Raw genomic sequence first — 13,894 nt, 5'->3', positions numbered from 1 at the left:
GTCGGCCGGGCCGGCAGGGCCCGTCCAGGGGCGGAAGCGACCCCCGAAGACCGTATCGGACGTCGTCCGGTGGGCAGGACGCCCGGCATGAAGCCAACACTCCTGAAGACCTCGCTCGCGGTCGTCGCCACCGCCGCGGCGCCGCCCTCGCGTGGGAGGGGCTGCCGGTCCTGAGCAGGACCGGCAGCCGGGGGGGTCGGTCAGCCCGTCGCGGAGGTGGAGTAGACGGGCGGGATGAGGCCCGCGGTGACGTCGGACTTGAAGGCCTTGTCGAGGCCGGCGCAGAACGCCGCCGCCGACTGGTCGCCGTTCACCACCTTGTCGATGTTCTCCAGGATGTACTGCTCGGCCTTACCGCCGAAGGAGGTCCAGGTGGTGTACCCGACGGCGCCCTTCTGCGAGGCGCTGTTGATCCTCTGGTAGTGGTCGACGATCCGCTGGTCCACACCTGGGGGGACGTCGGCCTGGGTGAAGGTGATCGGGAGCGGCACCCGCAGGCCCAGGGAGGTGGCCTCCCACATGGTCGTGACGTCCGAGAGCATCCAGCTCAGGTAGGCGGCGGCGGCCGGGAGGTTCTTGGAGGCCGCGTTGATCGACATGGTGCCGCCGACCGACAGCGGGTAGACGTCGGAGGGCACGCCGGGCGCGAGCGGGGGCAGTGGCGCCTCGGCCCACTCGGAGCCCGCCTCCTTGAAGTACTTGTCCAGGGCGCCGAACTCCCAGCTCCCGGAGATGTACATGCCGGCCTTGCCCTTGGCGAACATGGCGTACTTCTGCGGGTCCTGGAGGGAGAAGTACTGCTTGGCGCCGCCCGCGAAGTAGCCCTTGCCGAAGTAGTCGGCCATGAGCTGGATCGAGTCGACGAACGACTGGTCGGTGAAGGGCAGTTTGCCGGTGAGCGCCTGGTTGATCTTGGCAGGGCCGGCCACACCGTTCATGAACGAGCTGACCAGCCAGTCGGTCGCGCCCTGGTAGGTGGCGTTGGCGTTGACGAACGGCACGATGCCCTTGGCCTGCATCTCGCCCGCGAGCTTCTCCAGGGAGGCGCGGTCGGTCGGCGGGGTCCAGCCGTTCTGGGTGAACAGGGTCTTGTTGTAGAAGACGACGAGGGTCTCGTAGTAAAGCGGGACGGCCAGGAACTTCCCGTCGATGACGCCCATGTCATAGGCCCATGGCAGGATGCGTTTCTTCCAGCCCTCCTTCTCGGCGAGCGGGCCGAGGTCGGTGAGGTAGCCCGCCTCGGCGTAGGGAATGGCGGTGGAGGAGCCGGGGGTCTCGATGAAGTCGGGGCCGCGTCCGGCCGCGAGGGCGGTCTTGACCTTCTGGGCGAGGGTGCCGCCGGTGCTGGCGATCGCGTCGACCGTGACCTTCGGATACATCTTCTTGTACGGCTCGATATACCATTTCTCGAATTCCTTGACCGATTTCTCGTCGTTGGAATCGAGGTCGTACCACATCGTGACCTTGCCGCCGATCTCCGCGGCGGCGGTGGGCACGGTCGTGTTGTTCTTGACCGCGGGGGGCTCTGCGGCGCAGCCGCCGAGCAGGGTGAGCGCGGCCACCAACGCGAGCGTACGGCGACGTGTGACCATATCTGGCTCCTTTTTTGCCGGTCAGAAGGGGGGCACCGCGACGGGCACTCCGCCGCGTTGGGCCGAGGCGTGGGCGGCGATGCCGACTGCCGTCCAGTTCGCGGCCCGGGTGTGGTCGATCACGGGCGGGCGGCCCTCGACGACGGCGGACACGAATTCGTGCACGAGATGCGGATGCGAACCGTCGTGGCCGCCGCTCGTGTACGCGCGGATCTCCTCGGGCAGCAGGTCAGGCCGGTCCGGCGGGCTCACCGGTTCGGTCGTGACCTGGCGGCCCCTGACCTCGGTCGGAGGCTGGAGTGTGTGGAGGACCATGTCGCGGTCCCATTCGAAACCGAGCCGGTCGCCATAGACGGAGAAGGTCTCGGCGTAGGGGCGGGCGACCTGGTAGAGCGAGCGGGTCAGCTCGACGACCGTGTCCCTGCCCGCCACCCGTACAAGCGCCGACTCGACGGCGAACTCGTTGCCGTAGTCGCCCCGGTTCTCCGGCCGGAGCCGGCCGCCCCCGAGGGCGGCGACCTCCGCGGCGGGGGCGTCGAGCAGGTGCAAGATGGGCGCGATCGCGTGGGTGGCGTAGTACATGGGCGGCAGGCCGCGCCAGTAGCCGGGCCAGCCGGTCATGTCCTGGGTGTGCACACCCCGGGCGTAGTTGATCTCCCCGAAGGCGAGGCCCGCGGCGTACAGACAGGCCCGCGTGTAGACCGCGGTCTCCATCATCATGTACGTCGTCCCGGCCAGCTCCCGGGCGTTCAGCACCCGCTCGATGTCGATGAGCGACAGGGCCATCGGCACCGTGCTCGCCACGTGCTTGCCCGCTTCCAGGGCGGCCACGATGTGGTCGGCCCGGTCGGTCAGCCCGGTGACGATGTGCACCGCGTCGACCGTGGGGTCGGCCAGCACGTCGTCGAGGCACGAACCCTCGATCGGATCGGCCACCACCACGGACGACACCAGAGGATGGTCACGGTAGATCGGGACGAACCGCCGTCCGAACCCCAGTCCCGCCACCGCGACCTTGATCATCTCCCTGACTCCGGGAACAGCGCGGCCAGCGCCTCGGCGAGACGGATGTTGGACTCGCGGGTGCGCCCCGCGTTGTGCGGGGTGTGCACGACGTTGCGCCGTCCGAGCAGCGGGTCGTCCAGCGGCACCGGTTCGACGTCGAACACGTCGGCGGCCAGGCTGAGCTCGTCGGCGAGCACCCGCCGGCGCAGTTCCGGCATGTCGACGACGGCCGCCCGGGTCACCAGCACGACCAGGCAGCCCTTGGGCAGGGCCCGGATGTGCTCGGCGGTGACCAGCCCTTCGGTGCTCGGCAGCAGCGGCACCATCGGGGCGAAGATCTCCGCGTCGGCGAGCAGGTTCTCCAGGTGGTGGACCCGGCGCGCGCCCGACCGGTGGAAGGACGGCTCGGCGGCGAACGGGTCCCAGGCGGCGACGTCCGCCCCCAGCATGTGGGTGAAGGAGGCGTAGCGGCTGGCGATGTTGCCGGCGCCGACGATCCGCACCCGCGTGCCCTCCACGGTGCCCGCGGTGAAGTCGGGGTCGTCGGCGTACTGGCCGTAGGGATGGTTCCACGGGCCGAGGCTCTGGATGATCTCGTGGTGCGTCTGCGGGATACGCCGCAGCGCGCCGATCGTCAGGCCGAGGGCGAACTCGGAGACCGATTGGCCCCAGTAGCCCTCCGACGGCAGTTTGAGCTGCCGGATCCCCCGCGACTTCAGCAGTTCGCCCGTCTCGGCCGGGGCCTGGTAGCCGGAGCTGGCGTACATCTCGGCCAGCGCCGGGAACCGGTCGAGGTCCTCCCCCGTGGGCAGCACGCCCAGGGAGATCAGCCGCTCGGTGTCCCCGGGGAGGTCCTCCAGGGTGGCCTGGCGGGTCAGGGTGGCTCCGGGCAGCAGGTTGAGCAGGTGGTCGGCCGTGAAGGGCCAGTGCCACTCGAATTCCGGGGTGGCGACGATCGCCGTCTTCATCGTGGTCCTCACTTGGTGAACGACGTCCAGATCTCGTCGATGGTCTCGGTGCCGACGGGTTCGGCGAACACCGCGACACGGTGCCGGAAGGCCCGGATCTCGCCTTCGCCGAGCGTCCACGGCCCGGCGACGCAGGCGCTGGGCGCGATGCCGAATTCGTTGTCGACCCGCCAGGGCACGGGGTGTTCGAGGTTGCCGGGGTGGTCCATCACCGCGACCTGCGCCTCGCCGGTGTGGCCGGGCACCTCCATGCGCACCGCCACCCAGCGGGCCCGCCGCCCTTCCGCGGCCGCGTCCCGCCGGCCCTCGCTGTTGACCGCGTGACCGCCGGTCTCCTTGCGGTACGGCATGCGCAGGAACAGACCGCCATACGGGTACTGGCCGAACGTCAGCGGGACCTCCGCCTGGAAGGTGAGCACGACGTCCAGGTCGTAGCGGTCGCCGTGGTCGGTGAGCAGCCAGTCCTGGGTCTCCAGCATGAGCAGGGTGCCGTCGGGGTGGCGGTAGTCGGTGCCGACCGACCACCACGCCCTGTTGTCCCGCGCCTTCGGGACGCCCTGGAGGCTGGGGTGGAAGGTGCCGTCGGTGGCGGCGCTGGCGGGGCGCAGGCCCTCCAGCCAGAAGCCGATGCCGTTGACGTCGTTGAGGCCGACGTAGAGGCCGTGCTGCCACGGGTGGTGGCCGGGCGCGTCCTCGGTGACCGCCGCGGTGCCGCCGGGCACCACGATCGGGTGGATGAACGGGCGCTTGCCGGGCATGGCGTTCTGCACCACGATCGGGGTCGGGGAGCCCGTGTGGAAGACGCCGACCCGGCCGGCTTCCGCGAGGGCGGTCAGTTCAGTCGTCATCGCCGTACACCGGGATGTCGAGTTCGACGCCCCGCAGGGCCGACTGGTGGGCGCGGATTCCGGCGCTGGTCCAGTTGGCGGAGGCGTACACGTCGGGGAAGGGGCGGCGGTTCTCGATGACGGCCATCAGGAACTCGTGCGCCAGGTGGGGGTGGGAGCCGCCGTGGCCGCCGCCCTGGGTGAAGGACAGGTGCTGGTTGTCGCCGGCGTCGTAGACGCCCTTGGTGGTGAAGCGGCGGATCTCCTCGGGGAGCAGGCGGGCGAAGTCGGGGACCTCGCTCCGCTCGCCGTCCTCACCGATGAAGACCACGGGGTGCTCCCGTTCGAGCTGCTGCCACTCGTAGCTCCTCAGGGAGCCGTACACGTCGAAGCTCTCCACGTATTCGCGGGCGACGTCGTACAGGGACCTCGTGACCTCCATCGCCAGGTCGGAGTCGCGCAGCGAGAACACCGCGCTCTCCACGGCGAAGTGCAGGCCGGACTCGGGATCGCGACCGCCGACCCGTCCCGAACCCACGCAGCGCACCGAGGCGGCCCGCGCCCCGGCCAGCGCCAGCAGCGGCGCCACCGCGTGGGTGGCGTAGTGCATCGGCGCCATGCTCTGCCAGTAGTCCGGCCAGCCCGCCATCTCCTGCATGTGGGCGCCGCGCAGGAACTGGATGCGGCCCAGCGCGCCGCTGTCCAGCAGCTCCTTCGCGTACAGGAACTCCCGCGTGTAGACGGCGGTCTCCATCATCATGTACGCCTTGCCCGACGCCTCCTGGGCGGCGACCACCCGGGCGCAGTCCTCCAGAGAGACCGCCATCGGCACCGTGCACGCCACGTGTTTGCCCGCGTCCAGCGCCGCCACCGACTGGTCGGCGTGGGCGCCGATCGGGGTGTTGATGTGCACCGCGTCGATGTCCGGGTCTTCCAGCATGGCGTCGTAGTCGGTGTACCGGCCCTCGATGCCGAACCGGTCGGCGATCCGGTTGAGGGAGTCCTCTGACCGCTGGCACACGGCGACCAGCTCGGCGTTCGGATGCGCCAGGTAGATCGGGATGAACTCGGCGCCGAACCCGAGGCCCGCGATGGCGACCCGTACCTTGTCTGTCATGGCGTCAAAGGTACGAACGACGCTGAACTGCGACCATGCAATTTCCCGCAGCCTTCCTTCGATTTAGTACATTGCGAAAATGCCGGAGACCAGGCACGTCGCACTGCTCGTCGAGACCTCCAACGCGTACGCCAGAGGCCTGCTGGTGGGCATCAAGCAGTACCTGGTCACCCACCCCGGATGGTCGATCTACCTGGGCGAGCACAGCCGCCAGGAGACCGACCTGTCGTGGCTCGGCGGCTGGCAGGGCGACGGGGTGATCGCCCGCATCGAGAACGCCGAGACCGCCCGCCAGGTGCGCCGCCTCGGGGTGCCCGCCGTCGACCTGAGCGCCGCCTATCTGGCGCCCGAGTTGCCCTGCGTGGAGACCGACGACGACGTGATCGCCCGGCTGGCCGTCGAGCACTTCGCCGTACGGGGGCTCAGGAACGTCGCCTACTGCGGCGACGCCCGGTTCGGCTGGTCGGTGAAACGCGGCACCGGGTTCTTCGCGCACGCCGCCCGGCACGACCTGGCCGCGCACGGGTTCCAGATGGAGCACACGCGCCACCTGGCCGCCGAACGGGAGGCGATGGCCGGCTGGCTGCTCGGGCTGCCCAAGCCGGTGGGCGTGCTGGCCTGCTACGACATCGCCGGGCAGGAGATCCTGGAAGCCTGCAAGATCGCCGGCCTGGCGGTGCCGGACACCGTCGCGGTGCTGGGCGTCGACAACGACGAGCTGATCTGCAACCTGACCACGCCGCCGCTGTCGAGCATCCAGCCCGACACCACCCACACCGGTTTCCTGGCCGCCTCGCTGCTCGACCAGATGATGTCCGGCCAGGCCCTCGCGCCGAAGCTGCACCTGATCGAGCCGCTCCGGGTGGTCACCCGGCAGTCGAGCGACATCCTGGCCGTCGACGACCCGATCGTGGCCTGCGCGCTCCAGCTCATCCGGGACCGCGTCGACGACGGCCTGCCGGTGGAGGCCGTGCAGCGCCACGTGGGACTCTCGCGGCGCTCGCTCGACTACCGGTTCACGCAGGTGCTGGGCCGTACCGTTCACGAGGAGATCACCCGGGTCCGCATGGAGCGCCTCGCCGACCTGCTGATCCAGACCGACTGGTCGTTGCCGCAGCTCGCCGGGCGGATGAACTTCAGCCACTCCGAGTACATGGGAGTGGCTTTCAAGAAGTTCACCGGCAAGTCGCCGGGCGAGTACCGCCGGGCGCACCGCTCGCCCTAACCCTTCACTCCACCGCTGGCCAGGCCCGCGATGAACTTGCGCTGCATGAACAGGAACAGCACCACGGCGGGCAGTGTCATGATGACCGCCGCCGCGTTGACCAGCCCGAAGAGCTGGGTGTGCCCCTGGCTGTACTGGAGCAGCGCGGTGGCCATCGGCAGCTTCTCCGGCGTGGTCACGAAGATGACCGCGAAGAGCAGTTCCGAGTACGCCCCGAGGCCCGCCACCAGCCCCACGGTCAGCAGCCCCGGTCTGGCCAGGGGCAGGATGACGCGCCAGGCGATCTGCCACTCGTTGGCGCCGTCGATCCTGGCCGCCTCGTCGAGCTCCCTCGGGATGCCGACCAGGAACGTGCGCAACAGCAGCACCGAGAACGGCGTGTTCAGCGCCACGTAGATGATGATCAGGCCGAACAGGCTGTCGATCAGGGCCAGGTTCGACCAGAGGAAGAACAGGGGCACGATGAACATCTGCACCGGCAGGGAGATCACCACGAACAGGTAGTTCTCCACGCCCCGCTTGAACGGCAGGTCGAGCCGTGCCATCGAGTAGGCCGCCGCGCCCGCGCACACGCAGGTGCCGATCACGGTGCCGCCCACCAGGATGACGCTGTTCCACATGCCCCGGCCGATGCTGCCCCGCGTCCAGGCCTCGGTGTAGTTGCCGAACTCCAGGCCCGAGGGCAGGCCCAGCGGGTTCTCGCCGAGTTCCAGGTTCGACTTGAACGAGTTGAACACCAGGATCAGCAGGGGCAGCCCGGCGAACAGCGCCAGAAGGATCAGCACGAAGTAGGAGAGGGGGGTCCGCCGGACCCCGCCCGACGTCCTGGAGATCACCGCGAGTCCTCGTTTCTGCGGATGAAGTGGAAGATCACCAGGAAGACGCCGCCGAGCAGCGAGATCGCCAGCGCCATGAACGAGGCGTAGCCGGGTTCGAGCGCGGTGAACGCGGTCCGGTTGACCAGCAAAGACACCAGGTCACTGGATCCGGCCGGGCCGCCGCCGGTGAGCGCGAAGGAGTAGTCGAAGGCCAGCAGCGAACCGAGCGAGATGATCATGATGGCGAACATCAGCGTCGCCCGGATGCCGGGCAGCGTGACGTGCCAGAACTCGCGGAACGGGCCGGCCCCGTCGATCCGGGCCGCCTCGAACAACGAAGGGTCGACACCCTGCATGGCGGCCAGGAACAGCACCACCAGGAAGCCCCAGAAGTGCCAGTTGTCGACGAACGCGACGCTGTAGAGCGACATGTTCGAGTCGCCGAAGAAGTAGACGTCGTTGAGCCAGGTGATGCCCACCTTGTCGAGCTGCGCGGCGATGCCGGTGGCCGGGTCGAGCAGGCTCTTCCAGATCTGCGCGTTCACGACGCTGGCGATCACGTACGGGATGAAGAAGACCACCCGGAACAGGGAGGCGCCGCGGCGGACCCGCGACAACATGAACGCCCCGACCAGGCCCATGACCATCGGGACGGTCAGGAACAGCACCAGCCAGATGAAGTTGTGGCCGAGGGCGTTCCAGAAGGTCGGGTCCTCGACCAGCCGCCGGGCGTTCTCCAGGCCGGTGAAGTTGGGGGCGGAGAAGCCGTTCCAGTCGGTCCAGGCGTAGTAGAGGCTGCTCACCGCCGGACCGGCGATGACCAGCAGGTTGATCGCCAGCGCCGGGAAGACGAAGGCGATGGCCACCAGACGCCGCTTGCGCAGCCGGCGGCGGCCCTCGTCCGAGAGGATCATCGTGGTCACCCTCGACCACCCGCACCGGTCTCGGACACCGGCTTGGCCGTGATGCCGGCCCTGAGCTCCTCGTCGGCGCCCGCGCTGAACGCCTCGGGGCAGGCGGTGGGCCCCACGGCGCCCCCGAGGGCTGTGGCCGGCCGCGTTTTCCGGGGGGACCGATGGATCATCGCCGGCTCCCTTCTCCTCGTGGCATTTCTGCCATGTTGCACCCATATGTACCTTTTCTCCCGTTAAGTACGGGAAAGGCACATAAACGGTTACGGTGCCGTATCAGCAGCGTGTCCGTTGTTGGAGCAACGTACGAAGCCCGGACTCGCAGGACCATGCAGTATCCCGCTGGCCTCCTTCGATTTCTTACACACGCGTCCCGGTGGAGCGCCGGATCCGTACCGCCGATACCGGCTTTTGGCCGGTACCGGCGGCCTCAGGGTGACCGGGATGGTCCTCAGAGGGTCTTGCGGGCGCGCGCGCTCAGCAGTACTGCGCGGCCTTGCCGATGATGCGGTAGACGCAGTCGGAGTACTCCAGGAACCGGAGCACCGCCTCCTTGTTGCGCGTGGTCTGGGTCACGATCTGCTCGTCCGGCGGGTAGAAGCCCGGCGAGGAGCCCCTCGGGTACATCTCGAAGGTATAGCTGAAGATCTTGTAGGTGCCCCACAGCCAGTCGTCGATGGAGCCGTCGGTGATGTAGAGGTCGCTGGCCTGCTGCGCGGTGTAGCCGTTGGTGCCGGCCATGTTCTGGCCGAGGGTGGCGAACGCGTCGTGGTCGTCCTGGGTCAGGCCGGTCGCGGTGTCGCTGTAGGTGTAGCCGTACGGCCACAGGATCAGCTCGGAGTAGGTGTGGAAGTCGATGTTGGACTTGATCTGCTGCTTGCCGCCGACGACCCGGCCGCGCACGAAGTCGGCCACCGCCTTCACCTCGGGCGCCGACTCCGCGGACGCGCCCCGGTAGGTCTCGCTGGAGGTGGAGCCGGAGGATCCGCCGCAGCAGCCCCACTTGTACGCCCAGTTGCGGTTGAGGTCGGTGCCCACGTAGGAGGAGCCGGAGTTGGGCTGCCGGTTCTTGCGCCAGGAGCGGTAGGAGCCGGAGGCGATGTCGTACTCGCCGCCGTCGGGGTTGAGGTCGGGAAGGATCCAGATCTCCCGCGAGTTCACCAGGTTGGTGATCCTGCTGTCGGATCCGTAGCCGCCGGTGAACAGGTTGAGCAGGTAGATCGCCATCTCGACGGTCAGGTGCTCACGGGCGTGCTGGTGGGCGGTGAACAGCACCTCGGGCTCGCTCTCGTCGGTCGCGACGTTGTCACTGATCTTGACGGCGATCAGGTCGCGGCCTCCGTAGGAGGTGCCGTAGCTGTACTTCTTGGCGATGGACGGATAGCCGGCGACCACCTGGTTCACCAGCGTGGTCAACTCCGCGTAGTTGTGGTACCCGGAGTCGGCCGATGGGAAGTCCTGCGGCTTGGGCAGGGTCGGGGATAACGGGCGCGGGATGCGCGTGACCGCGTAGCCGAGCCGCTTGATCTCGGCGATCTCGGTCTCCGACGCGGTGACCACGACGGACGTGCCGGTGACCTCGTCGATCGCGGCGCCGGTCGCCGCGATCGTGGTCCGCTGCTGGGGCGTGCTCGGGCCCTCGACGCGATACTGGTTGCTCGGGAGCGGCTCCGAGGAGGCCCCCGCACCGGTGATCCCGCTCGCGCACAACAGCGCCAGGACCGCCAGCCCGATGAGCAGACGACGTCTCACCTGATTCCTCCCTCAGGCGCGCGCTCTGGGGTTTGTCACGCGCCTGCACTGAGAGTCAGGTCATCCGTCCGAACTTAGAAGGCCCAAATTTCAGGACTTGTACGGATTGCGCCCCGCAGGGACAGATCCACTCAGATCGTGGCATCGACCCGCAGAACCATGATTAACGCCCGTAGTGGGGGTAACACACTTGCCGACCGCAGTAACGGCCGGTCACACGGCCCTACACGACATCGACCCCCCAAGGAGAACCCCCATGGCCCTCCCCGTTCTCACCCCCGAACAGCGCCAGGCGGCCCTGGTCAAGGCGACCGAGGCCCGGCAGGCCCGCGCCGCGCTTCTGGCCCAGCTGAAGACCGGCGACCTGACCCTGGCCGAGCTCCTCAAGCGCGAGGACGACACCGCGAAGAAGATCAAGGTCTCCCAGGCTCTCCGCGCCCTCTCGGGCATCGGCCCGACCAAGGCCGCCGCGCTGATGGAGCGCGCCGGCGTCGACGACAAGCGGCGCATCGGCGGCCTCGGCGTCCAGCAGCGTCGCAAGCTTGTCGACGCCGTCTCGTCCTGAGCGTGCCCTTCCTGATCCGGCCGGCGGCAGGGACGGACGTCCGATCGTCCCTACGCCAGCCGATCATCGGAGGACCGGAGGCATTTTCCCAAGAGTCCCGAGCGCATAGTCTCCCAATAACGACATCGCTGCGGGAGGCGACCTTTGAGCAAGCTCACGGAAGACGAGCGCAGGGATCTGGTTGACATCCTGTCCAGCCCCGAGCTCAACGATCCACGAGTCCACGCCGACCGCGAGGTGGGTCAGCAGCTCGCCGACTTCTTCCGCAAGGACATGCCCGACGTGGACGAGGTGGTCATCGGCCGCGTCTTCCTGCGGACCGCGGTCACGATGACCCAGCTCGGGGACACCGGGATGCCCCTTGAGCAGATCGCGAACATCTTCACGCTGAGCGCGCTCGACCTGACGGCCCTGGAGCTCGCGCGGGGCATCGAGGCCCTGCCGGAGCGGCGGGACGACCCGGCCGCGCCGGAGGCCTAGGCCCCCGCGTCCCCCGCGGGCGGGCGGAGGTCGGGAAGGTTCACCACGATCGCCTCCTGGGTGCTGCGCGCGATCACGACGACGGCCTCGTTGTCCGGGTCGGGGTTCTCCTCGCGGTGGGGCACGAACGGCGGCACGAAGACGTAGTCGCCCGGCCGGGCCTCGATGCGCACCTCGCGCGGCTCGTCGCCGTCGAGGTCGAGGAAGACGAACGACGGCGTCCCGCTGACCACGTAGATGGCGGTCTCGGAGTCGCCGTGGTGGTGGTTGGCCGAGACGGTGGCGGGGGCGACGTGGGTCTGCCCCATCCACAGCCTGCTCGACCCCACGGTGGTGTCGCTGATGGCGGCACGGCGGGACATACCGGCGGTCTGGGCCGTCTCGGCGCTGAGATCGCCGGGCCCCACGTGGTGAAGGCGCCGGTGGAACGGATCCCCTGATGCGGCGTGGCCTTCGGACATGGCGCTCTCCCCCTCCCGGATCCCCTTCGGACGCCCCCGTCGGCGCGCCCATTTCGAAGGATAGGACGGACGGCCGGCCGCTCGCGTCCCGGGGTTCGGCGGGGACGGGCCCACAGCGGTCCACAGCGGCCCCACAACGGCCCTGAACGGCCGGAACGCCCGGCTCCTGGGAGTTCCAGGGGCCGGGCGTCCGGTCGATCAGAGCAAGGACTAGCGGACGACCTTCACGTAGTCGGTCGCCGACGACCCGTACAGGCCGCGCGAGCCCTCGAACACGACCTTCCACGTGCCGGACCAGTAGGCCGGGATCTTCGTGTAGAAGCTTCCGTCCGGGTTGGTCTCGATCGTGTCGACGTACTCCCACTTGCCACCGTGTGCCGGGTGGAAGTACACCTTGATGTTCTGCCAGCCGAGCTGACGCCAGCTGTGCCAGCGGTAGTCGTCGTGGCAACGGTTGCCGCCCACAACGTAGGCGTCGCCGTCCCACCACCAGTCGCCGTAGCACCGGGCCGTCTCAAGCTTGCCCGAGAGCGACAGCTTGCGACCCTTCTTGACGGGCTCGGGGCTCGCGTCGAACCCCGTGATCCGCGTCGCGCGCGGACCACGGTACTGGTCCTGCGCGACCTTCACGTAGAAGGAGGACTTGGCCCTCGCGACCTTGCCGTCCTTGCCGGTGGCCTCGACGTAGACGACCCACTTCCCGTCCGGATCGTGCCGGTCGAGAACGATCGTCCTGGCCCAGGTCTTCGACTCGCCACTGGACGCCTTCGCGGCCCCCGGGCAGGGGTTGCAGTCGGGCTGCCCACCCCGTCCCGTCGGCTCGAAGTCGAACTTCACGTCCTCGGCGCCCACGGTCTCGACCGTGGCCGTCACCGCGACGTGATCGTTTCCACGGATGACCACCGGGTCCGGGGTCACCCTGATGGACTCGATGCTCACCGCGGTGGACTCCGGCGCTGCATCCGCCAGCGCCGGCGCCGCCACACTGAACGCCGAAGCGCCCATGGCGGCCGCTACCAGGGCGGTAGCGATGCGTTTCATCATGCGGAACTTCCTCTCCCCGTAGAGAAAGGCATCCCAATTGGGGGTGTGCCTACGTCATAGACGCTTTAAGGCATCAAAAAGTTGCCAGGAAACTCCCAGAAAATGATCACAAATTGGACACTTTACTATCTCACATGCCCAGATATATGACCGTTTGTCCTAATTATGAGCCACATGTCTCACCAAGGCCGAAATATGGGCGTAATGGTGTGTTCCTGGATAGAAGACGCGCCACGTGCCACGTGCCCGCTTTACTCGCCTGGTGAAGTGGCCGTCCCCATTGGTCCTGGCCTTGGCCACGGTCTTCCACGGTCCTTTGCCGTGCGTTCTGAGCTGCAACGTCACGCGCTGCCTCGGGAAGGACCAGTAGTCGAACCTGCCGGTCGGGTCGACGCGCATGAGCGTCCCGCTCAGCCGTACGGCCCGCGCCCGCTTCCTCACGCGGCCCACCTGGATCCCGCTGAGCGTCGTCGCCTTCTTGAACAGGAACGACGCGGACGCGGTGACGCGCGCGCCCCGCGCGTTCCTGGCGGTCGCGATCGCCCGCCACCGGCCCGAGGGGTACCACCGGGTGAGGCCGACGGGAGGGTTGAACCTCCACATCTCCCACCCCTGGCCGCCCTGCCCGGCGACGGGCACCGGGCCCTCGGCGTCGCGGGGGGCCAGGGGGCTGGGGCCGCCGGGAGCCCAGGGCGTGCCGCCCCCGAGGCGGGACGGGGTGGAGGGATGGGAGCGGCCCCGCCGCCCGCCGGGCTCCACCCGCAGGGTCACCCCATTCGGGCCGGCCACGCCCCTGGCCACCACCTCGACCACCAGCCTCACCGCGCCCTTGGGCCCGGCCACCGGGGTACGCGGATGGACCCGCACCGACCGGATGGCGGGCCGGTCCCCTGCGGGCGGGGGCGGCTCCGGCGTCCGTCCGGCGAGGCAGGGGGGCGCCTCCGCCAGGACCGTGAGCGCGGCCAGCCCCACCGCCGACGACGTGAGCAAACGTCTCATGGTCATGGCCTGGAGGCTAGGGACCGAGGGGTAACGCCCTGGGGGCCGACACACTCCTCCCCCGGCAAAACGGCGGGCGCGCGGGCCGCAGGTACCGGCGGAAAGCCGGGCGAACGGGGGCGCGCGCCGC

The 13,894-nt window shown here is 68.9% G+C and carries 15 protein-coding genes; 3 read left to right on the top strand and 12 right to left on the bottom strand.

The genetic code is table 11. The features are described from left to right. Window positions 1-200 precede the first annotated feature (200 nt). Genes ACGFIV_RS29120 through ACGFIV_RS29100 form a run of 5 tightly spaced genes read right to left on the bottom strand, consistent with a single transcriptional unit; the run spans window position 201 to window position 5,509 of the window. A complete protein-coding gene (locus ACGFIV_RS29120; RefSeq protein ID WP_392838237.1) occupies window positions 201-1,592 on the bottom strand; it encodes an ABC transporter substrate-binding protein in 1,392 nt (463 codons plus the stop codon). Between the two features lie 21 nt (window positions 1,593-1,613). Then, window positions 1,614-2,615, bottom strand: coding sequence for a Gfo/Idh/MocA family oxidoreductase (locus ACGFIV_RS29115; RefSeq protein WP_358556609.1), 1,002 nt, complete (start codon window positions 2,613-2,615; stop codon window positions 1,614-1,616). Beyond that, window positions 2,612-3,565 carry an NAD(P)-dependent oxidoreductase gene (locus tag ACGFIV_RS29110; protein WP_392838236.1) on the bottom strand — a complete coding sequence of 318 codons (954 nt, stop codon included), beginning with the start codon at window positions 3,563-3,565 and terminating at the stop codon, window positions 2,612-2,614. The genes ACGFIV_RS29115 and ACGFIV_RS29110 overlap by 4 nt, the downstream gene beginning before the upstream one ends. 8 nt (window positions 3,566-3,573) lie before the next feature. After that, a complete protein-coding gene (locus tag ACGFIV_RS29105; protein WP_392838235.1) occupies window positions 3,574-4,413 on the bottom strand; it encodes a DUF6807 family protein in 840 nt (279 codons plus the stop codon). Further along, window positions 4,403-5,509, bottom strand: coding sequence for a Gfo/Idh/MocA family oxidoreductase (locus ACGFIV_RS29100; protein ID WP_358556601.1), 1,107 nt, complete (start codon window positions 5,507-5,509; stop codon window positions 4,403-4,405). Before ACGFIV_RS29100 ends, ACGFIV_RS29105 begins: the two co-directional genes overlap by 11 nt. A gap of 79 nt (window positions 5,510-5,588) precedes the next feature. Here ACGFIV_RS29100 and ACGFIV_RS29095 point away from each other — a divergent pair, with 79 nt between their 5' ends. After that, window positions 5,589-6,734, top strand: coding sequence for a DNA-binding transcriptional regulator (locus ACGFIV_RS29095; protein ID WP_358556598.1), 1,146 nt, complete (start codon window positions 5,589-5,591; stop codon window positions 6,732-6,734). Here the strand turns inward: ACGFIV_RS29095 and ACGFIV_RS29090 are convergent. The 4 genes from ACGFIV_RS29090 to ACGFIV_RS29075 form a co-directional block, all read right to left on the bottom strand. Continuing rightward, window positions 6,731-7,570, bottom strand: a complete 840-nt coding sequence (locus ACGFIV_RS29090) for a carbohydrate ABC transporter permease (protein ID WP_358556595.1) — start codon at window positions 7,568-7,570, stop codon at window positions 6,731-6,733. The two genes, ACGFIV_RS29095 and ACGFIV_RS29090, sit on opposite strands and share 4 nt — an antisense overlap. After that, window positions 7,567-8,466: a sugar ABC transporter permease gene (locus ACGFIV_RS29085; protein ID WP_358556615.1), complete on the bottom strand. Its 900-nt coding sequence runs from the start codon at window positions 8,464-8,466 to the stop codon at window positions 7,567-7,569. Before ACGFIV_RS29085 ends, ACGFIV_RS29090 begins: the two co-directional genes overlap by 4 nt. A gap of 5 nt (window positions 8,467-8,471) precedes the next feature. Then, window positions 8,472-8,636 (bottom strand): hypothetical protein, encoded by a 165-nt coding sequence (locus ACGFIV_RS29080; protein ID WP_358556593.1) that lies wholly within the window; start codon window positions 8,634-8,636, stop codon window positions 8,472-8,474. A gap of 304 nt (window positions 8,637-8,940) precedes the next feature. After that, window positions 8,941-10,215, bottom strand: coding sequence for a M14 family metallopeptidase (locus ACGFIV_RS29075; protein ID WP_358556590.1), 1,275 nt, complete (start codon window positions 10,213-10,215; stop codon window positions 8,941-8,943). A gap of 256 nt (window positions 10,216-10,471) precedes the next feature. On the opposite strand from ACGFIV_RS29075, the gene mihF reads away from it, so the two are divergent. Both mihF and ACGFIV_RS29065 read left to right on the top strand, forming a co-directional pair. Further along, entirely contained in the window at window positions 10,472-10,780 is a 309-nt protein-coding gene (mihF, locus tag ACGFIV_RS29070; protein ID WP_358556588.1) for an integration host factor, actinobacterial type, read from the top strand. A 144-nt stretch (window positions 10,781-10,924) separates the two neighbouring features. Further along, on the top strand, window positions 10,925-11,260 hold the full coding sequence (locus tag ACGFIV_RS29065; RefSeq protein WP_358556585.1) for a hypothetical protein: 336 nt from the start codon (window positions 10,925-10,927) through the stop codon (window positions 11,258-11,260). Here the strand turns inward: ACGFIV_RS29065 and ACGFIV_RS29060 are convergent. From ACGFIV_RS29060 to ACGFIV_RS29050, 3 genes are all read right to left on the bottom strand, one after another. Continuing rightward, window positions 11,257-11,721, bottom strand: a complete 465-nt coding sequence (locus ACGFIV_RS29060; RefSeq protein WP_358556582.1) for a cupin domain-containing protein — start codon at window positions 11,719-11,721, stop codon at window positions 11,257-11,259. The genes ACGFIV_RS29065 and ACGFIV_RS29060 overlap by 4 nt on opposite strands. A 210-nt stretch (window positions 11,722-11,931) precedes the next feature. Then, complete coding sequence (locus ACGFIV_RS29055; protein ID WP_392838234.1) at window positions 11,932-12,765, bottom strand: hypothetical protein; 834 nt, start codon at window positions 12,763-12,765, stop codon at window positions 11,932-11,934. A 159-nt stretch (window positions 12,766-12,924) separates the two neighbouring features. After that, a complete protein-coding gene (locus ACGFIV_RS29050) occupies window positions 12,925-13,770 on the bottom strand; it encodes a hypothetical protein (RefSeq protein WP_392838233.1) in 846 nt (281 codons plus the stop codon). Between the last annotated feature and the right edge of the window lie 124 nt (window positions 13,771-13,894).

The sequence above is a fragment of the Sphaerisporangium sp. NPDC049003 genome (genome assembly GCF_043197795.1).
Lineage (GTDB): Bacteria > Actinomycetota > Actinomycetes > Streptosporangiales > Streptosporangiaceae > Sphaerisporangium.
The sequence above is the reverse complement of the archived record's forward strand: the minus strand, read 5'-3'. Positions and strand labels throughout refer to the sequence as shown.